16 protein-coding genes are annotated in these 18,563 nt (G+C 70.8%); 9 read left to right on the top strand and 7 right to left on the bottom strand.

All coding sequences use genetic code 11. The annotated features are described in order from the left end of the window. Positions 1-353: 353 nt before the first annotated feature. From ACDF64_RS14220 to ACDF64_RS14210, 3 genes are all read right to left on the bottom strand, one after another. Positions 354-3,290, bottom strand: a complete 2,937-nt coding sequence (locus ACDF64_RS14220; protein ID WP_394552014.1) for a GH32 C-terminal domain-containing protein — start codon at positions 3,288-3,290, stop codon at positions 354-356. A 161-nt stretch (positions 3,291-3,451) separates the two neighbouring features. Further along, positions 3,452-4,414, bottom strand: coding sequence for a PfkB family carbohydrate kinase (locus ACDF64_RS14215; protein WP_394552013.1), 963 nt, complete (start codon positions 4,412-4,414; stop codon positions 3,452-3,454). Between the two features lie 2 nt (positions 4,415-4,416). After that, complete coding sequence (locus tag ACDF64_RS14210; RefSeq protein ID WP_394552012.1) at positions 4,417-5,418, bottom strand: LacI family DNA-binding transcriptional regulator; 1,002 nt, start codon at positions 5,416-5,418, stop codon at positions 4,417-4,419. A gap of 169 nt (positions 5,419-5,587) precedes the next feature. Between ACDF64_RS14210 and ACDF64_RS14205 the strand changes: the two genes are divergently transcribed. The 8 genes from ACDF64_RS14205 to ACDF64_RS14170 all read left to right on the top strand — a co-directional run bounded on the left by ACDF64_RS14205 (position 5,588) and on the right by ACDF64_RS14170 (position 12,246). Next, positions 5,588-6,685, top strand: coding sequence for a substrate-binding domain-containing protein (locus ACDF64_RS14205; protein WP_394552011.1), 1,098 nt, complete (start codon positions 5,588-5,590; stop codon positions 6,683-6,685). A gap of 127 nt (positions 6,686-6,812) precedes the next feature. Then, complete coding sequence (locus tag ACDF64_RS14200; RefSeq protein ID WP_394552010.1) at positions 6,813-7,889, top strand: ABC transporter permease; 1,077 nt, start codon at positions 6,813-6,815, stop codon at positions 7,887-7,889. Next, the gene (locus ACDF64_RS14195; RefSeq protein ID WP_394552009.1) at positions 7,886-8,680 is read left to right on the top strand and encodes an ATP-binding cassette domain-containing protein; all 795 of its coding nucleotides are present in this window, start codon (positions 7,886-7,888) and stop codon (positions 8,678-8,680) included. Before ACDF64_RS14200 ends, ACDF64_RS14195 begins: the two co-directional genes overlap by 4 nt. After that, complete coding sequence (locus tag ACDF64_RS14190) at positions 8,677-9,030, top strand: putative quinol monooxygenase (protein WP_394552008.1); 354 nt, start codon at positions 8,677-8,679, stop codon at positions 9,028-9,030. Before ACDF64_RS14195 ends, ACDF64_RS14190 begins: the two co-directional genes overlap by 4 nt. Positions 9,031-9,260: 230 nt before the next feature. Continuing rightward, positions 9,261-10,091: a DUF4397 domain-containing protein gene (locus ACDF64_RS14185; RefSeq protein WP_394552007.1), complete on the top strand. Its 831-nt coding sequence runs from the start codon at positions 9,261-9,263 to the stop codon at positions 10,089-10,091. 13 nt (positions 10,092-10,104) lie between these two features. Beyond that, positions 10,105-10,773, top strand: a complete 669-nt coding sequence (locus tag ACDF64_RS14180) for a class F sortase (RefSeq protein WP_394552006.1) — start codon at positions 10,105-10,107, stop codon at positions 10,771-10,773. Between the two features lie 5 nt (positions 10,774-10,778). Next, positions 10,779-11,447, top strand: a complete 669-nt coding sequence (locus ACDF64_RS14175) for an RNA polymerase sigma factor (protein ID WP_394552005.1) — start codon at positions 10,779-10,781, stop codon at positions 11,445-11,447. Next, positions 11,428-12,246, top strand: coding sequence for an anti-sigma factor domain-containing protein (locus ACDF64_RS14170; RefSeq protein ID WP_394552004.1), 819 nt, complete (start codon positions 11,428-11,430; stop codon positions 12,244-12,246). The genes ACDF64_RS14175 and ACDF64_RS14170 overlap by 20 nt, the downstream gene beginning before the upstream one ends. Positions 12,247-12,335: 89 nt before the next feature. Here ACDF64_RS14170 and ACDF64_RS14165 read toward each other — a convergent pair whose 3' ends face one another. Continuing rightward, a complete protein-coding gene (locus tag ACDF64_RS14165; protein ID WP_394552003.1) occupies positions 12,336-13,271 on the bottom strand; it encodes a helix-turn-helix transcriptional regulator in 936 nt (311 codons plus the stop codon). Between the two features lie 174 nt (positions 13,272-13,445). Between ACDF64_RS14165 and ACDF64_RS14160 the strand changes: the two genes are divergently transcribed. Further along, entirely contained in the window at positions 13,446-14,426 is a 981-nt protein-coding gene (locus ACDF64_RS14160; RefSeq protein WP_394552002.1) for an aldo/keto reductase, read from the top strand. Between the two features lie 132 nt (positions 14,427-14,558). Here the strand turns inward: ACDF64_RS14160 and ACDF64_RS14155 are convergent, their stop codons facing one another. From ACDF64_RS14155 to ACDF64_RS14145, 3 genes are all read right to left on the bottom strand, one after another. Next, positions 14,559-16,241 (bottom strand): MDR family MFS transporter, encoded by a 1,683-nt coding sequence (locus ACDF64_RS14155; RefSeq protein WP_394555153.1) that lies wholly within the window; start codon positions 16,239-16,241, stop codon positions 14,559-14,561. A gap of 37 nt (positions 16,242-16,278) precedes the next feature. Next, positions 16,279-16,869, bottom strand: coding sequence for a TetR/AcrR family transcriptional regulator (locus ACDF64_RS14150; RefSeq protein ID WP_394552001.1), 591 nt, complete (start codon positions 16,867-16,869; stop codon positions 16,279-16,281). A gap of 76 nt (positions 16,870-16,945) precedes the next feature. Next, complete coding sequence (locus tag ACDF64_RS14145) at positions 16,946-18,529, bottom strand: SDR family oxidoreductase (RefSeq protein WP_394552000.1); 1,584 nt, start codon at positions 18,527-18,529, stop codon at positions 16,946-16,948. Positions 18,530-18,563: the final 34 nt, after the last annotated feature.

Genomic DNA, 18,563 nt, shown 5'->3' with positions numbered 1-18,563 from the left:
GGAATCTAGGCGAGGCGGATTCCGCTTGGCGACGCACCCCGATCAGTACCGTGGCGTCGCTCGCGCAGGTCGTCGACGAGGAACGCCCGGGGAAGGGACCGCTCGTGCCCCGTCGCCTCGGCTTCCCCATGCGTCGATCATCTCGCACCCCTCTCGAATCCGAATCGTGCGAATGCAGTGGGGGCGGGGCGCGACTGGACGACGCGTCGCAGGTGGCATCGGGCTGACGGCCGCCGAGCGCCCCGGTTCCCGCGGGCGCGGGCGCGGTCGCGGGCGCCGTCGCGGCCGCCGAGCAGGGTGGGCCGCCGAGCAGGGTGGGGCGCCGGTCAGCATGCGGCGCCCCACCCGGTCTCTCACCCGGCGACGCGCACGGTGAGCTCGCCCCCGGGCGTGACGCCCGCGGAGTTCTCGAGTTCGACCGTGTACCGGTGCGTGCCCGGCGCGGCGTCGACGATCGGGAACTCGACCATGCGGTCGCTCCCGGTGGTGCGGTACACCCGGCCGATGACCGAGCCGTCTTCGATCAGCCGCACGACGGTGGTCGGCTGGCCCTTGCCCACCTTGACCTTCACGAGGTAGTCGCCGTCCTTGTCGGCCTTCTTCGGGCCCGAGGTCGACGAGAGTGCGGCGGCCGGCGGCGCCGAGGTCGCACCGTCGACGCCGGCCTCCTTCCACATCGCCCCGTGCAGCGGCGTCACCGTCAGCGAGTCCACGCGAGCGGAGCCGCCCTCGGCGAAGAGGCCGATGCGGTCGGCGCCGGCGTTCGGGAACACCTGGTCGGTGATCGTCGTGAGCCCGTCGGCGGTGAACACCTCGACCGACGAGCGGTCGACGTAGACGGTGAACGCGATGCGCCCGTCGGCGAGCGGCACGGCGACATCGTCGAGGGAGGCGAACCCCGGGTGGAAGTCGGTCACCCCGGAGTCGCGGCGGTCGACGAAGAGGCGGCCGGTGGTCGCGTCGTAGCCGATGCGGGTTGCGGCGTCGTCGTCTCCGAGGACCGTCAGGCCCGAGGCATCCGCCGTGCCCGGATCGATGACGGCGTCGATGCGCACTCGGTCGCCCGAGATCGGCAGCGTCGTGGCGCCCTCAGCGATCGTGCCGGAGCGAGCACGCCAGGCGCGGTCCGACTGCTCAAGCTGCTGGAACTCGGGGACGACCTGCTGCGTCAGGCGCGGCCCCTCCGGGGTGCTGACGAGTGCGACCTCGCGCGGCAGCGCCATCGCGCTCCGCCACGAGCCGGTCGGGATCTCCTGCGCGTAGTCCCAGTCGTTCATCCAGCCGAGCATCACGCGCCGCCCGTCGGGGGCGTCGTTGAACGACACCGTCGCGTAGTAGTCGCGACCCCAGTCGAGCCAGTCGTACGACTCGACGCGCGGCGTCGCGGGTTCGTCGGCGAACATCACCTGGTCGACCAGGATGTGCCCCCAGCCCGACCGGTTGTTGTCGACGATGCGCACGGATGCCTCGCGCCCGACGAACTCCGAGACGTCCCAGCTCCGCCAATCGAGGCCCTCGCTGTTCCCCCCGGTTGCGCTGCGCACGACCTCGCCGTCGACGACGAGGTTGACGCTCGTCTCGTCGGAGCGGACCTGCGCGGCGGATGCCCCGAGCACGAGGTGGTCGACGGTGAGGTGCCCCCACCCGCCGGTGGCGGCGTCGTGCACGCGGAAGGTCGCCGTGCGGCCGGCGAACTCCGAGACGTCCCAGCTGCGCCAGTTCAGGGCGCCCGCCTCGGGGCCGGTCGCGGTGCGGACCACCTCGCCGTCGACGAGGAGCTGCACCTCGAGCGAGCCGTCGGTGCGCTTGCCGCCGCCGAGCAGGAACGACAGGTGGTCCTCGCCCGGCTCGATGGTGAACGTCGTGGAGGTGAGGTCGCCGAGGTTGTCGTCGCCCTTCGGCCCGCCCTCCCAGGTGTTGAGCCGCTTCGCGCCGAGGTACGAGTCGCCGCCCGCCGTCGACGGGTTGCGGGCGGGATCGGTCGCGAAGTCGCCGGTGATCTCCCAGCCGGTGTCGGCGAGGGTGGTGCCGTCGGCGAACTCGAAGCCGTCGAACAGCAGCCGGCCGGCGGGCGGCTCGTTCGTGAGCTGCGCACCGTCGACGTGGGGGTGGTTGCCGCCGCCGACGAGCAGGTTGACGTAGTCGTCGGCGACCGTGAACGTCGGCGACTCGAGGGTGCCGATGGGCCAGTCGAAGTCGTTGAAGCCGTTGACGAGGCCGGCGCCGACGTACCCGGAGACCGGGTTCTGGCCGGGGAGGGTGCCGGCGGCCGGGGCGGCGCCCCACGGCCCGTCCTTCCAGTTGCCGGGCTCGTTCGAGACGGTCCAGCCGCCGTAGGTGCCGTCGTCGAATCCCGCGAACACGGTGCCCTCTGGCAGCCGGTCGGCGGGCACCGTGCTCTCCGAGGTGAAGGTGGTGCCGTCGAAGTCGCCGACGAAGTACTGGCCGCCGGAGCCGCCGTTCGGGGCGCCCGGGTTCAGGTTGACGACGAGCACCCACTTGGTGTTCGCCGGGTCGCCGTCGACGGCGAGCGGGAACAGGTCGGGGCACTCCCAGATGCCGCCGGTCGCGTTGGCGGGGCCGAAGGTGCTGAGCTCGGTCCAGGTCTTCAGGTCGTCGCTGCGCGACAGGATGACCTGGTACGAGGTGGCCTCGACGGCGGCCATCACCCAGTACGCCTCGCCGGTCGTGGGGTTCGTGTACCGGAACACCTTCGGGTCGCGGAAGTTCGCGGAGTCGCGGTCGTAGACGGGGTTGCCGTCGTACTTCGTCCAGGTCTGCCCGTGGTCGAGCGAGTAGGCGAGCGACTGCGCCTGCTTGCCGGCGTGGGTCGGGTGGGCGCCGGTGTACGCGCTCGTGTAGATCGCGATGAGCGGCGGGTTCGCGGCGGTGCCGAGGCCGCTGGTGTTCGCCTCGTCGAAGACGACGGAGCCCGAGAAGATGTCCTCGATGGCGGTGCCGTTCGCGTCGAACGTCTGCGGGATCGCGAGGGGCTGCTCCTCCCAGTGCACGAGGTCGGTGCTCGTGGCGTGCCCCCAGCTCATGTTGCCCCAGCGGGTGCCGGACGGGTTGTGCTGGAAGAACAGGTGCCACGTGCCGTCGACGTAGACCATGCCGTTGGGGTCGTTCATCCAGTTGCGTTCGGGTGAGAAGTGCAGGTACGGGCGGTACTGCTCGCTCGCCGGAGCGGGTGCGTCCTCGGCCAGCGCCGGGGGAGCGGCGGCCAGCGCGCAGCCGGCCGCGGTCACGGCCGCGAACGCGGCCAAACGGAGTCTTGATACCGTGGTCATCGGTTGAATCGCCCTTCATCGCGCGGAACTCGTCACCGGAGTGACATCGTTGTCAGGTTGACTTGGGCGATGCTACGGATTGTCGCGCGGACAATGCAAGGGGGCGCACGAGAATGCCCCGCCGACCGGGCGATCCGGCCGTCGGGGCATCCGGGGTGGGGTCAGCTGCCGAGCAGCTCGACCGGCTCACGCGTCGCCGGCACGCGCAGCAGGGCGCCCTCGTGCCGCACGGTGGCAGCCGCGATCGCCATCGCCGACGCGAGCGCGACGGTCCAGGATGCCTCGTCGGCGGGCAGGCCCGAGCGGCCGACGTGGTGCGCGATCGCCGACAACGTGGCGTCGCCGGCGCCCATCGTGTCGACGACCGCGCCCGGCAGCGGCACGATGCCGGCGTGCACCTGCAGGTCGCCATGATGGACGGCGGCCCCGTCGCGACCCGCGGTGGCGAGCACGGCGAGCGGTCGATCGCGCGCCGGATCGGCCGCGGCCGCGGCCGCGGCGAGGCGGTCGACGAACGCCCCCAGCGTGGCGTCGAGCAGGAGGGCGGCATCCTCGTCGCCGACCTTCACGAGCAGCGAGCGTGCGACGAACTCCTCGAACGTCGCGACGAACGCGGCGCGGTCGCGCAGCATGCCCGCACGCGGATTGCCGTCGAGGAGCAGTCGATCGGCGCTCCGCGCGATCGCGTCGCGCAGCGCGCCGGACTGCTCCGCGTCGTCGAACGGGAAGCAGCTCACCACGACGAGGTCGGCCTCGTCGATCGCCCGCAGGGTCGCCTCGTCGAAGCGGAGCGCCCGCCGCTGCGCGGCCTCGTTGAACTCGTACCGCGGTTCGCCGTCGCGCCGGTCGGAGATCGCGCGCGAACTGCCGTGCGGCGACGGGCTGGCGACGAGGCGCACGCCGTAGTCGTCGAGGTAGGCGCGGATGCGTCGGCCGGGTTCGTCGTCGCCGACCATGGCGACGAGGGTCACGTCGTCGCCGAGGAGCGACAGGCCGACGGCGACGTTCAGGGCCGCACCGCCGACGAACTCGCGCGAGCCGTTCGGGTCGCGGAGTTCGTCGATGAGCGCGTCGCCGACGACGGTGATGCGCGGGCGGGACGGTTCGGGCGTGTGCTCGGGCACGGTCAACCTGCTCTCGGGGGGATCTCGCCGCTGCCGCGCTCGATCAGGGTGGTCGGGATGACGGTGCGCCGGGCGGGGGAGTCGTCGCCGTCGAGCCTCGCGAAGACGCGCTCCGCGGCAGCCCGGCCCACGCCGTGCGGGTCCTGGGCGACGACGGTCACGCCCGGCTCGAGGAGGTCGGCCAGGGGGACGTCGTCGAAGCCGACGAGGGCGGTGTCGCGGTGCCGCCCGAGCTCGCGCAGCGCCCGGATGGCACCGATGGTCACGAGGTTCTGGCTCGAGACGATGGCCGTGGGCGGGTCGGGCTGCGAGAACAGCGCGAGCGTCGCCTCGCGGGCGGATGCCTCGTCGTGGAGTTCGAGCACCATGGGCAGGTCGCGCGTGGCCACGCCCATCCGCCCGAGTTCCTCGAGGAAGCCGCGACGGCGCTCGCGTGCCGTCTGGATGAGCGTGCGGTCGCCGAGGTAGGCGATCCGGCGGTGGCCGCGTTCGACGAGGTGGCGGGTGGCGGCTGCCGCGCCCTCCGCGTTGTCGCTCACGACGACGTCGGAGGAGAGCCCGGCGGGCTCGCGGTCGACGAACACGATCGGGGTGCCGCGGCGCAGCTCGGGCGCGAGGTAGGCCTGGCTGTCGGAGACGGTGGTGAGGATGAGGCCGTCGACCCGGCGCCGGAGGAAGGCGGAGACCGTCGCCTGCTCGCGGTCGGGGTCGTCATCGAGGCTGGAGGCGAACACCGCGACCCCGCGGCTCAGCGCGGCGTCCTCCACCGCGCGGTGCACGGCCCCGGAGAACGGGTTGTCCACGCTGCCGACGAGGAGGCCGAGCGTGCGCGTGCGCCCGTCGGCGCGGCGGAGGTTGCCGGCGTGCAGGTCGGGTTCGTAGTCGAGGGTACGGGCGGCCTCGCGGACCCTGGCGATCGTCGCGGCGCTCACGTTGGGTTCGCCGTTGATCACGCGTGACACGGTCTTGATGCCGACGCCCGCGAGTGCCGCGACGTGGCGCATGGTGGGTCGCGAGCGCGGCCCGTCTCCCGTACTGGTGTCTGACAACGGTGTCACGATTCGGTCTCCAATGTGCAGGTTCGACTTGACTATACACAGCAGCATCGACTACACCTATGTTTGACATCGTTGTCAGGTGGACAACGTTCCCCTACCAAGAGGAGATTCACCGATGAATCACGCAGCACCCGGCGCGTTCCGCCGCCGCCTCATCGCCGGCCTCTCGATCACCGCGGCCGCGGCACTCGCATTCACCGGCTGTTCGTCGTCGTCCGGCGGCTCCAGTGCCTCGGGCGAGGACGACGAGATCGGCGTCTCGCTCATCGTCAAGACGACCACCAACCCCTTCTTCGTCGCGATGCAGGACGGCGCGAAGGAGGCTGCGGACAAGCTCGGCGTCAGCCTGACGCTCGCCGCCGGCAAGGAGGACGGCGACGAGGACACCCAGATCCAGGCCATCGAGAACGCGATCTCCAAGGGCGACGCCGGCATCCTGATCACCCCGAACGGCCCCGGCGTTGAGGACGCCCTCGTCAAGGCGCGCGCCGCCGGCCTCTACGTGATCGCCCTCGACACGCCGCCCGCCGACCCCGAGTCGGTCGACATCACCTTCGCGACCGACAACTTCCTCGCCGGCCAGGAGATCGGCGAGTGGACCGCGGCGAAGCTCGGCGGCGAGAAGGCGACCATCGCGCTCATCGACCTGTTCGACGACAAGGTCGTCTCCGTCGACTACGACCGCGACCAGGGCTTCCTCGACGGCATGGGCATCGACACGGCCGACGCCGAGAAGAACGGCGACGAGGCGAAGACCGGCACGTACTCCGGCGGCGACTACGAGATCGTCGGGAACGAGGCATCCGGTGGCGCCGAGGACGGCGGACGCACCGCCGCCGAGACGCTCATCTCCAAGAACCCCGACATCAACGTCGTGTACACGATCAACGAACCCGCCGCCTACGGCGCCTACGAGGCCTTCAAGGCCGCCGGCGCGACCGACGACCTCATCGTCGTGTCCGTCGACGGCGGCTGCGCCGGCGTCCAGAACGTGCAGGACGGCGTCATCGGCGCGACCAGCCAGCAGTACCCGGTGCGCATGGCGAACCTCGGCGTGCAGGCGATCTTCGACCTCGTGAAGACGGGGGCGAAGCCCGAGACCAGCGAGGGCCTCGACTTCTTCAACACCGGCGTCGCCCTCGTCACCGACGACCCGCAGGACGGCGTCGACTCGATCGACACCGCCGAGGCCGGCGAGATCTGCTGGGGCTGATCGCCCCGGCGCCGACCCGCCTCCGAGCCCGGTGCGGGCCGGGTGACGGATGCCGAGGCATCCGAACCTCCCCGGTCCGCACCGCCCCGCACCGCATCCCACGAAACCGACACGACGGAGTATCAACGTGAGTCAGCACACGACCGATCCGGCGCCCGTGGCGCCGAGCCAGCCGACGGGCGGGCCGCCGACCTCGGCACTCGACCTCGCCGAGGAGTTCCTCGACCGATCCACCCCGCTCAGCCGCATCCGGAACGTCCTGCACCGCTACCCGGCGATCAGCCCGGCGATCGTGCTGGTCATCGCGATCATCGTCTTCGGGCTCCTGAACGACCGCTTCCTGAACCCGGCGAACCTCTCGCTCATCACGCAGCAGGTCGCCGTCGTCGGCACCCTCGCGGTCGCCCAGACGCTCGTGATCCTCACCGCCGGCATCGACCTCTCCATCGGGGCGGTCATGGTGCTGAGCTCGATGGTGATCGCGCAGACGAGCGTGCAGCAGGGCGTGCCCGCCGTGCTCGCGCTCCTGCTCGGCCTCGTCGTCGGCCTCGCCGCCGGCGCGCTCAACGGCGTGCTGGTCACCCGGCTCAAGCTGCCGCCCTTCATCGTCACCCTCGGCACCCTGAGCATCTTCGTCGCGCTGACGCTGCTCTACTCGGGCGGCGCGACCGTGCGCGGCGGCGACATGCCGGCCCTGCTCACCTGGACCGGTTCCACGTTCGCCATCGGCGGCGTCAACTTCACCGTCGGCGTGCTCCTCATGCTGCTGCTCTACGTGGCGGTCGCACTGATCCTGTCGAAGACCGCCTGGGGGCGGCACGTCTACGCGGTCGGCGACGACCCGGAGGCCGCCCGACTCGCCGGCATCAGCGTCGGCCGGGTGCTCATGAGCGTCTACCTCGCGGCCGGCGCGATCCTCGCCCTCGGCGCCTGGATCCAGATCGGGCGCACCAACGCCGCCTCGCCGAACGCGGGCGCCGAGCTCAACCTCGACTCGATCACGGCCGTCGTGATCGGTGGCACCAGCCTCTTCGGCGGTCGCGGCACCGTGTGGGGCACGCTGCTCGGCGCGCTCATCGTCGGCGTGTTCCGCAACGGACTCTCGCTCGCCGGGCTCGACGTGCTCTGGCAGACCTTCGCGGTCGGCGTGCTCATCATCGTGGCCGTCTCGGTCGACCAGTGGATTCGGAAGGTACGCAAATGACCACCGCAACGCCCGCATCGTCGGGAACCCAGACCCGCACCCCCGTGCTCCAGGCCCGTCGTCTCGTGAAGACGTTCGGGCGGGTCGTCGGCCTCGACGGCGTGAGCCTCGAGCTCTACCCGGGTGAGGTGCTCGCCGTGATCGGCGACAACGGCGCCGGCAAGTCGACGCTGATCAAGTGCCTCACCGGCGCGTACGTGCCCGACGAGGGGCAGCTCTTCCTCGACGGCCAGCCCGTGCACTTCAAGCGCCCGCAGGACGCCCGTGCCGCCGGCATCGAGACGGTGTACCAGAACCTGGCCGTCTCGCCGGCGCTCGACGTCGCGTCGAACCTGTTCCTCGGCCGCGAACTGCGGAAGAAGGGCGTCCTGGGCACGGTGTTCCGGGTCGTCGACCAGAAGGGCATGCGCCGGCAGGCCCGCGAGCAACTGAGCGCCCTCGGCATCTCGACGCTGCAGGACGTCACCGTGCCGGTCGAGAACCTCTCGGGCGGCCAGCGCCAGGCGGTCGCCGTCGCGCGCGCTGCGGCGTTCGGCTCCAAGGTGGTCGTCCTCGACGAGCCGACGGCCGCCCTCGGCGTGCGCGAGTCGAACCAGGTCCTCGAGCTCGTGAAGCGGCTGCGCGAGCAGAGGATCCCGGTGATCCTCATCTCGCACAACATGCCGCACGTGTTCGAGGTGGCCGACCGCATCCACATCCAGCGGCTCGGCAAGCGCGCCGCGACGATCACGCCCGAGTCGCACTCGATGACCGACGCCGTCGCGATCATGACCGGCGCGTCGCGGGGATGACGGCCACGGCCCAGGTGCGACTCGTCGCCGAGTTCACCGCCCGACCGGGCGACGAGGAGGAGGTCGAGCGCCTCCTCCTCGCGCTCGCCGAGGCGGTGCGGCGCGAGCCCGGATGCCTCGACTTCACGCCGCACCGCGTCGCCGCCGCGCCGACCCTCGATGGCCTCGCGCTCGCCGCGGCCGGACCCGCGCCGGCCGGCCGGCGCTTCGTGGTCACGGAGGCGTACCGGGATGCCGCGGCCTTCGCCGAGCACCTGGCCGCGCCATACGGGCCGCCCTTCAACGCCGCCCTCGGCCCCCTCATCGAGGAGGACGGCTCCGAGCTCACGTTCCTGGAGGCGCGGGGCTGAGCCCGAGCGATGGCGGCACGCAGCTCCCCTGCCCAGAAAGGGGTCGGCACTCCAGTCGGCGGCTCGGAACCTCGCGTCCGAGCCGCTGCCTGGATGACTGATGTCGCGTGGCGGCACGACGCCCGTTCGGCAAGAAAGTTCCATGCAGGTGCATCCGATCCGGGCCTCCAGGCGGAAGTAGGTGATGAAGGCAATTCGCGCCCCTTCCCGGGGCAGACCTGGAGGGAACCATGAAGAAGATCCTCGCCGCCGCCATCGGCGCCGGAACGCTCGTCGCCCTCGGCGCCGTCGGCCCGGCCAACGCGGCAGAAGGCACCGCCCAGCTCTCCGTGCTCCACGGGGTGCCGGGCCTCACCGTCGACGTGTACGTCAACGACGCCCTCACGATCGACGATTTCGAGCCCGGCGACCTCGCCGGCCCGCTGGAACTCCCGGCCGGCACGTACTCGGTCGCCATCACGGCCTCGGATGCCGCGGACGCCTCGTCGCCTGCGATCGGACCGGTGAACCTCCCGCTCGAAGCGGGGAAGAACTACACCGCCGTGGCCCACCTCACCGAATCCGGTGATCCGACGGCCACCCTGTTCACGAACGACGTCTCGCAGACCGCGGCCGGCCAGGGCAGGCTGACCGTCCGGCACGTCGCAGCGGCGCCCGCCGTCGACGTGCTCGCCGGTGGTGCGCCGGTGATCACGAACCTCAGCAACCCGAACGAGCAGGTGCTCAACCTGCCGGCCGGCGTCGTGTCCGCGTCGGTCGCCGCCACCGGCACCACGGACCCCGTGATCGGGCCGGCCGACGTGGATGTCGCGGAGGGCGTGAACACGATCGTCTACGCGTGGGGCAACCTCGAGGACGACAACCTCGACCTCGCCGTGCAGACGATCTCCGGCCTGCACTCCACGCCTGACGGCGTCCCCGCCGGTGTCGCCGGCCTCGCGGCGACGAACGCCCCGGGCTCCGGTGGCGGAGCGTGGGTCGCCATCGGCGGCGCGGTGCTCGTGGCGCTCGCCCTCGCCTTCGCGGCCCTTCGTCGCGCGGCGGCGGAGAGCCGGCGCTGAGGGGGATGAGCTGGTGAAGGCCGTGACCGAGGTGGTGGGTTCCCTGGTCGCGGCCTTCGCCGTGCTCGTCGCGCTCTGCGCATGCGGTGCTCCGCGCGACCCGGCGGCCGACGTCACACCACCTGCGGAGGAGACCGGGAACGCGATCCAGCAGTCGCCGAGTGCGCCCCCGCCAGCCGTGCCCCGCAGATCATCCGCGCTCGAGGACAACCGGGCACCGGTGCCGCCCGCGCCGAACCGGATCGAGATCCCGGACCTCGGCATCGATGTGCGCGTGCAGCCGGTCGGGCTGGATGCCCAGGGCCGGATGGGACTCTTCGACGATCCGTCCATCGCGGCGTGGTATCAGTGGGGCTCCGCCCCGGCGAGTCCCGCCGGCTCCACCGTGATCGCGGCCCACGTCGACTCACTCGAATACGACCTGCTGCCGTTCGCCCGGCTCCGGGACGCGGTCGCCGCGATGCCGGTGTTCGTGACGGACGACGCAGGTACGCGGCATGCGTACACCGTGGAGCGCCTCGAGATCACGGGCAAGGCCGACGTGGACTGGCCGGCGGCCTTCGACCGCTCCGGTCCGCCTCGACTCACCCTCGTCACGTGCGGCGGCGAGTTCGACTACGAGAACCGTCGCTACTTGAGCAACCTCGTGCTCACGGCAACCCCCGCAGGCGAAAGTGGGTGATCGATATGCTGGTCGAAGCGCCTCGGGCGCAGGGTGCGAACCCGTTGCGGCCTGCTGCATCGGACGTTCGCGTGCGACGATCGCGGAGGGGTGAGCGTCAGCTGGGCAACTCCATGGCTTCGGAATCCGTCGATGACCGGGCGCTCGGCATGAGCTTCGCGGCCGGCGACGAGTGGGCGCTGCGCGAAGCGTACGCACGCTGGTCGCGCCTCGTCTTCCGGCTCGCCCTGCGTTCGCTCGGAGACCGGACCGATGCCGAGGACGTGACGCAGCAGGTCTACATCTCGGCGTGGCGTACGCGCGGGGGGTTCGATCCATCGCGTTCCTCGCTCAGTGCCTGGATCGTCGGGATCACGCGCCATCGCATCGCCGACGCGCACGAGGCCCGTTCCCGCGAGCGGCGGATCGAGCAGGCGCTCGTCGCCGAGGCATCCACTCGGCCGGCCGGTGATGGCGAGGAGGTCGTCCAGCGCGTCATGGTGGCCGAGGAGCTCGAGCGCCTCGAGCCGGTCCCACGCAGGGTCATGCAGCTCGCGTTCTACGAGCAGCTCAGCCACTCGGAGATCGCCGAAACCCTCGGGCTTCCCGTGGGTACTGTGAAGAGTCACGTGCGGCGCAGCCTCAGCAGACTCAGGACGCGATGGGAGGTGGGCGATGAACCACATCGAACCTGACGACCTCGCGACGCTCGCGCTCGACGGCATCGAGCCGGAAGGCGTCACCCGAAGCCACCTCGACGAGTGCGAAGCGTGCCGCGCGGAGTACCGCGCGCTCCTGCGCACCGTCGAGCTCGGTCGCCACGAGCCCGTGGACCGTGACGAAACGCCGCCCCCGTCGGTCTGGCGGGCGATCCACGAGGAACTCGGCCTCGCCCCGGGCCTCGCCGACGATCCGTTGGCGTCGCGTTCGACGGAGGCCGAACCGCTCGAGGGGGACCGTCGGCTTCAACCACACCCGGTCGTCGTCGCGATGGCTCCCGAACCGTCGGCCGGTACCGGCGACCCCGCCTCCGCCGAGATGCGAGCCCGGCGCCGATGGTGGCCGATCGCGCTGGCGGCGGCGGCCGCGGGCGTCGTGGCGGGCATCGCGCTGGGTGCCGCGCTGGCAGGCCTCGGTCCTCGACCGGAGCAGTCGCCGACGATCGTCGCGAGTGCCTCCCTGGATGCGTTCCCGGGCTGGTCGACTTCCGGCACCGCCCTCGTCGAGGAGGACGGCGACGGCGGCCGATCGATCGTCGTCACCCTCGACGACGACGTCCCGTCGGCCGACGTGCGCGAGGTCTGGCTCATCCGGTCGGATGCCTCGGGGCTGGTCAGCCTCGGACTGCTCGAGGGCGTGGAGGGCCGCTTCGCGGTGCCCTCTGGCATCGACCTCGACGAGTACACGCTCGTCGACGTGTCGGCCGAGCCCGTCGACGGGGATCCGACGCATTCGGGCGACTCCATCGTGCGCGGGGAGCTCCATCAGGTGTGATGGCGGCGGCGGCGTGCCGGCGGCTTGAGAGATGAGCGCCGGCAGTGCGGCGGCCTCAGACCCAGAGAGCGATCGCGGCGAGGAATCCCTCAGCGGAGTTCTTGTGGAGGTCGTGCCAGATCGCCAGCATGATCCACGGACCGTTCTTGCGGACCAGTCGAGCGCGTACCATCAGCCTCCACGGTCCAGCTGGCGAGGAGCTGGAGGGCGTCGTGCGAGGGGCTCCCTGGTTCGGCCGTGTAGGCGACCAGCAGGAGTTCACGCGCTGAAGAGAGCTCCATGGCTTCGTAGCCGAGGTCGAGATCGCCAACGGTGGGGTGGGTGATGCGCTTGACTCCGGTGCGGTGTTCCCGGACGTCGTGGGACGCCCACAGCGTGCGGAACGCCTCGCTGCGTGTGGCGAGTTCACCGACGAGGTCGCTGAGCGAGCGGTCGTGGGGCGCGCGGCCTGCTTCGGTGCGCAGGAGCGCGACGGTCTGCTGCGCGGCGTCGTCCCAGTCCCGATAGAACGCGGGCGCTCGTTCGTCGAGGAACACGAACCGACCGAAGTTCGCCGGGCGTTGCGGTTGCACGTACAACTCGGAGAAGACCGCGCGGGCGAGCCGGTTCGTGGCGATGATGTCGAGGCGACCGTTCTGCACGAACGCCGGCACATCGTGCATGGCGTCCAGGAGTTGCTGCACGCCCGGACGCACGTGCTGCGGCCTCGCCGGACTGCGGCGTCGTCCCGGGTGGATGCCCTCGTTCGCGGTCCGAACGAGGTCGGAGAGGTGCGCGCGCTCGGCGCCGTCGAGCTGCAAGGCCCGGCTGATGCCTTCGAGCACAGCTTCGGACACGCCTTTGGCGTTGCCGCGTTCGACCCGGGTGTAGTACTCGACGCTCATCCCGGCGACCAGGGCGACTTCTTCGCGCCGGAGCCCGGGCACGCGGCGGCGGCCACCGAAGTCGGGCAGGCCGACCTGGTCGGGCGAGAGCCGGGCCCGCCGTGTGGTCAGGAACTCCCGGATCTCGTTCGGAGTGTCCATGCCACCGAATCTACGTCAGCGACCGCGACCGCAGGGGGTCCCTGGTGTTAACCGGATAGGCCGGGTCTGCCTCGTTTCGACGAGCCGATCTTGACTGGGTGCATCGCACACGACCGGACCGGGATCCGACCGATCCCGGAGCCACGTCGCAGTTCCAAGGGAAGGAAGCACCACATGAAGGTCGCACGACTCGGAGGCCTCGAGGTCTCCCGCATCGGCCTCGGCGCGATGACGATGGCCGGTACCTACACGACCGGCGGCGGGCTGGATGACGACGAGTCGATCCGCACCATCCATCGCGCCCTCGATCTCGGGGTCACCCACATCGACACCGCGGAGATCTACGGCCCGTTCCTCAGCGAGGAGATCGTCGGACGCGCGATCAACGGGCGGCGTGACCAGGTGAGGATCGCGACGAAGTTCGGGCTCGTCTCCCACTCCGGCGCCGGGCCCGGCGTGGTCGACAGCAGCGCCGCGAACGTCAAGGCCGCCGTGGAAGGATCGCTGCGCCGGCTCGGAACCGACCACATCGACCTCTACTACCAGCACCGGGTGGATCGGAGCACTCCCATCGAGGAGACCGCCGGTGCCGTCGCCGAACTCATCACGCAGGGCAAGGTCCTGCACTTCGGCCTGTCCGAGGCCTCCCCGGAGACGATCCGGCGTGCGCACGCGGTGCAGCCGGTGACGGCGCTGCAGACGGAGTACTCGTTGTGGACCCGCGACGTCGAGGCGGAGATCCTGCCGCTGCTCCGGGAACTCGGGATCGGGTTCGTTCCCTACTCGCCGCTCGGTCACGGGCTGCTCACCGGGCAGATCCGTTCTGCCGCGGACATCCCCGATGATGACTGGCGCAAGACCAACCCGCGGTTCGCCGGCGAGAACTTCGACCGGAACCTCCGAATCGTCGACGAGGTGCGCGCGATCGGAGCAGAGATCGGCGCCACCCCGGCGCAGACCGCGCTGGCCTGGATCCTCACCCGAGGCGACGACATCGCCCCCATCCCCGGCACCCGACGCGTCGCGCGCGTCGAGGAGAACACCGCGGCTGACGGCATCGAACTCAGCGCCGAGCAGCTCGACCGCTTGAACGCACTGCAGCCCGCCGCTGGGGATCGACACGACGAAGCCAACATGGCCTCCATCGACCGCTGAACCGGTCGATGGCGCGTGGCAGAAGGCATGGATGTCACCGCGCGGGCGATCACCCGGTCAGCAACCAGCGATCGTCCACGCGCTTAGCCGGCCGTCGCACGTGTCGACCAACGAGATCCGCGGCCGCGGCCGCTACCGGTCCGAATCCGGCGAGTCGCCGTACCTCGGGGCCATCGTGACCGGCGCCGGGTCGGTCGGGCTCGTCTCGTAGGAGCGGAGCGTCCCGCCCGCGCGCTGTTCGGCTTCGAGTCGTTCGGCTTCCTCGCCGCCGATGGCTTCGCCGCGCGCGACGAGCCCGGCGACGTCGGAGAGCGGGATCTCCTTGAGGAAGAACGCGAGCACCAGTGCGGCTGCGATGAAGGGGACGAGGTACCAGAAGACCGGTGCGAGGGCGTCGGCGTAGGCGTCGACGACGCCCGTGCGGACTGCGTCGGGGAGCTGGTCCAACGCGGCGGGGTCGATCGTCGAGGTCGCCTGCCCGGCCTGTTCCGGGCTGGCTCCCGCGCTCGTGAAGACGTTCGTGAGGTTCTCGGTGAGGCGGGTCGTGAACATGGTGCCGAACACCGCGGTGCCCAGCGCCGCGCCCACCTCGCGGAAGTAGTTGTTCGTGCTGGTGGCGGTGCCGAGGTCGGATGCGGGGATCGCGTTCTGCACGACCAGGACGACGACCTGCATGATGCAGCCCAGGCCCGCTCCGAAGAGGAACAGGTAGACGCAGATCAACCAGATCGGGGTGGACGCGGTGAGCGTCGTCATGAGCACCATCGCGATCCCGACGATGATCGTGCCGGCGATCGGGAACAGCTTGTAGCGCCCGGTCCTGGTGATCAGCAGGCCGGAGGCGATCGAGGTGCCCATGACGCCGACCATCATCGGCAGCATGAGCAGGCCGGATGCCGCGGCGGAGGTCCCGGAGGACATCTGGAGGAACGTGGGCACGAAGCCGAGCGCGGCGAACATGCCGATGCCGATCGCCATGCCGATCGCGGTCGCGTTCACGAAGATCGGGTTGCGGAACATCGACAGCGGCATGATCGGGTCCGCGGCCTTGGACTCGGTGAAGATGAACAGGCCGGCGGCGGCGAGCAAGCCGGCCCCCCACGCCCAGGTGGCCCAGGAGTCCCAGCCGTGGTCGGCCGACCCGCCGAAGTCGGTGAAGAAGATCAGGCAGGTGGTGGCCGCGGACAGGAACAGCACGCCGAGCCAGTCGATCGGCTTCTCGGCCTTCTTGTTCGGCAGCTTCAGCGCGAACACGGCGATGAAGAACGCGGCGATGCCGACGGGGATGTTGATGTAGAACGCCCACTGCCACGTCAGGTGGTCGACGAAGTAGCCGCCCAGGAGCGGGCCGGCGACGGCGGCGAGGCCGAAGATGCCGCCGAGCGGGCCGAGGTACTTGCCGCGCTGGTCGGCCGGGACGATGTCCGCGATGATCGCCTGCGAGAGGATCATCAGGCCGCCGCCGCCGAGGCCCTGGATGGCGCGGAAGACGACGAACATCCAGAAGTCGGTGGCGAACGCGCATCCGATGGAGGCGAGGGTGAAGATCGCGATCGCGACCATGAACAGGCGCCGGCGGCCGAGGACGTCGCCGAACTTGCCGTAGATCGGCATCACGATCGTGGTCGCGAGGATGTACGCGGTCGTGATCCACACCTGGTGCGAGACGCCGCCGAGCTCGCCGACGATGGTCGGCATCGCCGTGGAGACGATGGTCTGGTCCAGGCTCGAGAGCAGCATGCCCGCGATCAGGGCGGAGAAGATGATCCAGATCCGGCGCTGGGTCAGCAGGAACGGGGCATCCCCGCTGGGCATCGTGGAGGGTTCGGAGACGGCGGTCACGCGGTGGTTCCTATCGGGTTGCTTGGGTGGAGAAGACGTCGCGAGCGGCGGCGATGCGCCGCTCGAAGATGTGGACGAACGTGTCGGCGTTCTCGGTGCTGAGGAACTCGAGCGCCGACGCGCGAGCGATGGCGCCGATGATCTGCGCTGCGGCCTGTGCTCGCAGGTCGCCCTCGGGAAGGTGCTCGCGCTGCTCGATGAGCCGGGCGTCGAACTGCTCCTCCTGGACGCCGTGCTCGAGCATCCGGGCGAGCAGGCGCGGCTCCCGGTCGACGGCGGCGAACAGGTCGGCCGCGCTGCCGGCGACATCGTCCATGGAGTGCCAGCGTTCGATCGTGAGCACGGCGAGGTCGGTGAGCAGGGTGGGGGAGAGGCCCGCCGCGGCATCCGGCGCTTCCGCGAGGAACCGTGCGACCGCTGCGGCATCCGCTCGGTCCAGCGGGATGCCGAGCACCGCGTCGTCCTTCGAGGCGAAGTAGTTGAAGAACGTGCGACGGGAGACGGCCGCCTCGCTGCAGAGCTCTTCGATCGTGAAGCCGGCGAGCCCGCGTTCGGCGGTGAGTCGGCGCGCGACTCGGATCAGCGAATGCGTGGTTCCCACACGTCGCTGGTCCCGCAACGAGATTGCACCGAAATCCATAGAGTGCAATTATGCACGCAGCGGGCGAGAGTGCAACTCAGGCGAGGCCCGTCCGGGGCGTCTCGGCGTCAGCCCCGCGTCGGTGAACGCGATCCGCTGACGGCCCGGACGATCCTGCCTGGCCGTTCGCGCGTGCGAGCGCTTCCGCTTCAGCGGTGATCCGGTTCGCCATGCCGGCGAAGATCACGGCGTGGAAGGGGAGCACCGCCCACCAGTAGAGGCGACCAGCGAGGCCCTTCGGGAAGAACACGGCGCGCTGTCGGTAGCGCGATCCCGGTGGCTCGCTTCGGGCCTCCATCTCGAGCCACGCGCGCCCCGGAACCTTCATCTCAGCGCGGAGTCGCAGGGACACGCCGCGTTCGAGTGCTTCGACCCGCCAGAAATCGAGTGCATCGCCCACGCGCAACTGATCGGGGTCACGTCGGCCGCGCCGCAGTCCGACGCCGCCCGTCGCCCGGTCGATCCACCCTCGAACGGCCCACGCCGGCGGGAAGGAGTACCACCCGCGTTCACCGCCGACGCCCTCGATCACGCGCCAGAGATCGACCGCGGGCGCCGACGAGCGCTGTTCACGCAGGTCGAGGTACACCCTCGTTCCCGCCCAGTCGGGGTCGCTGGGGAGGGGGTCGCTCGGTGCGCCCGGGACGTCGCCATCCCGCCAACTGGTTTCGACCTGGCCGGCACGTTCGCGCGCGAGCGCGAGTCGGACCGCGCGTCGATACGGTGTCAGCCCTCCAGCGGGCGGCCCGATGACGTCGTCGATGTCGTGCTCGTGCATCACGCAGTCGAACTGCAGCGATTCGATGATCGGGATGGCGAGGCGCCGGGGGACCGGGGTGACGAGGTTGACCCACTGCGCCGCCAGCCATGGCGTCAGAACCGGCAGTGCGGCGATGGGCCGCTGCGGCAGTCCGGCCTCGACCGCGTACCCGTTCATGAGTTGTCCGTACCGCAGGACATCGGGTCCGCCGATGTCGAAGGCGCGGTTCACGACCGCCGGCACCTCGAGCGAGCCCAGCAGGTAATGCAGGACGTCGCGGACCGCGATCGGCTGGATGAAGGACCGGACCCATCTCGGCGCAGGCATGTAGGGCAGCACCTCGGTCAGGTGCCTGATCATCTCGAACGAGGTGGAGCCGGAGCCGATGACCACGCCCGCCTGGAGCACGATCGTCGGGACGCCCGAGGCGAGCAGCACCTCGCCGACGGCCACACGCGAGCGGAGGTGACGGGACAGCGGTCCGGAGACGGGATGCAGGCCGCCCAGGTAGACGATCCGGCGCACACCGGCAGCCGCGGATGCCTCGGCCACGTTGCGGGCGGCCGCGAGCTCCCCGTCCTCGAAGTCGCCACCCGACGCCATGCCGTGAACCAGGTAGTACACGACCTCGATGCCGTCGACCGCTCGGTCGACGGCCGCACGGTCGACGAGGTCGCCCTCGATCACCTCGACGTTCGGCGCCCAGGGTGCGTCGCTGACGCGCCACGGTCGCCGGACGAGCACCCGCACGTCGTGACCGGCGTCGACCAGCCGTGGCACGAGCCGCCCGCCGACGTACCCCGAGGCGCCGGTCACCAAGACCTTCACGTCGACTCCACTCACTGCGCTTCGCTCGGACATCGCGAAGAGATGACTCGAACGATTATCTCACTCG

This window comes from Agromyces sp. MMS24-JH15, assembly GCF_043518605.1.
Lineage (GTDB): Bacteria > Actinomycetota > Actinomycetes > Actinomycetales > Microbacteriaceae > Agromyces.
The sequence above is the reverse complement of the archived record's forward strand: the minus strand, read 5'-3'. Positions and strand labels throughout refer to the sequence as shown.

What these genes read in the sequence shown, in the direction of transcription:
- ACDF64_RS14220 (WP_394552014.1), bottom strand. Translation starts at nt 3,290, where the DNA reads ATGACCACGGTATCAAGACTCCGTTTGGCCGCGTTCGCGGCCGTGACC.
- ACDF64_RS14210 (WP_394552012.1), bottom strand. Translation starts at nt 5,418, where the DNA reads ATGCGCCACGTCGCGGCACTCGCGGGCGTCGGCATCAAGACCGTGTCA.
- ACDF64_RS14205 (WP_394552011.1), top strand. Translation starts at nt 5,588, where the DNA reads ATGAATCACGCAGCACCCGGCGCGTTCCGCCGCCGCCTCATCGCCGGC.
- ACDF64_RS14195 (WP_394552009.1), top strand. Translation starts at nt 7,886, where the DNA reads ATGACCACCGCAACGCCCGCATCGTCGGGAACCCAGACCCGCACCCCC.
- ACDF64_RS14190 (WP_394552008.1), top strand. Translation starts at nt 8,677, where the DNA reads ATGACGGCCACGGCCCAGGTGCGACTCGTCGCCGAGTTCACCGCCCGA.
- ACDF64_RS14185 (WP_394552007.1), top strand. Translation starts at nt 9,261, where the DNA reads ATGAAGAAGATCCTCGCCGCCGCCATCGGCGCCGGAACGCTCGTCGCC.
- ACDF64_RS14175 (WP_394552005.1), top strand. Translation starts at nt 10,779, where the DNA reads ATGCTGGTCGAAGCGCCTCGGGCGCAGGGTGCGAACCCGTTGCGGCCT.
- ACDF64_RS14170 (WP_394552004.1), top strand. Translation starts at nt 11,428, where the DNA reads ATGAACCACATCGAACCTGACGACCTCGCGACGCTCGCGCTCGACGGC.
- ACDF64_RS14165 (WP_394552003.1), bottom strand. Translation starts at nt 13,271, where the DNA reads ATGGACACTCCGAACGAGATCCGGGAGTTCCTGACCACACGGCGGGCC.
- ACDF64_RS14160 (WP_394552002.1), top strand. Translation starts at nt 13,446, where the DNA reads ATGAAGGTCGCACGACTCGGAGGCCTCGAGGTCTCCCGCATCGGCCTC.
- ACDF64_RS14155 (WP_394555153.1), bottom strand. Translation starts at nt 16,241, where the DNA reads ATGCCCAGCGGGGATGCCCCGTTCCTGCTGACCCAGCGCCGGATCTGG.
- ACDF64_RS14145 (WP_394552000.1), bottom strand. Translation starts at nt 18,529, where the DNA reads ATGTCCGAGCGAAGCGCAGTGAGTGGAGTCGACGTGAAGGTCTTGGTG.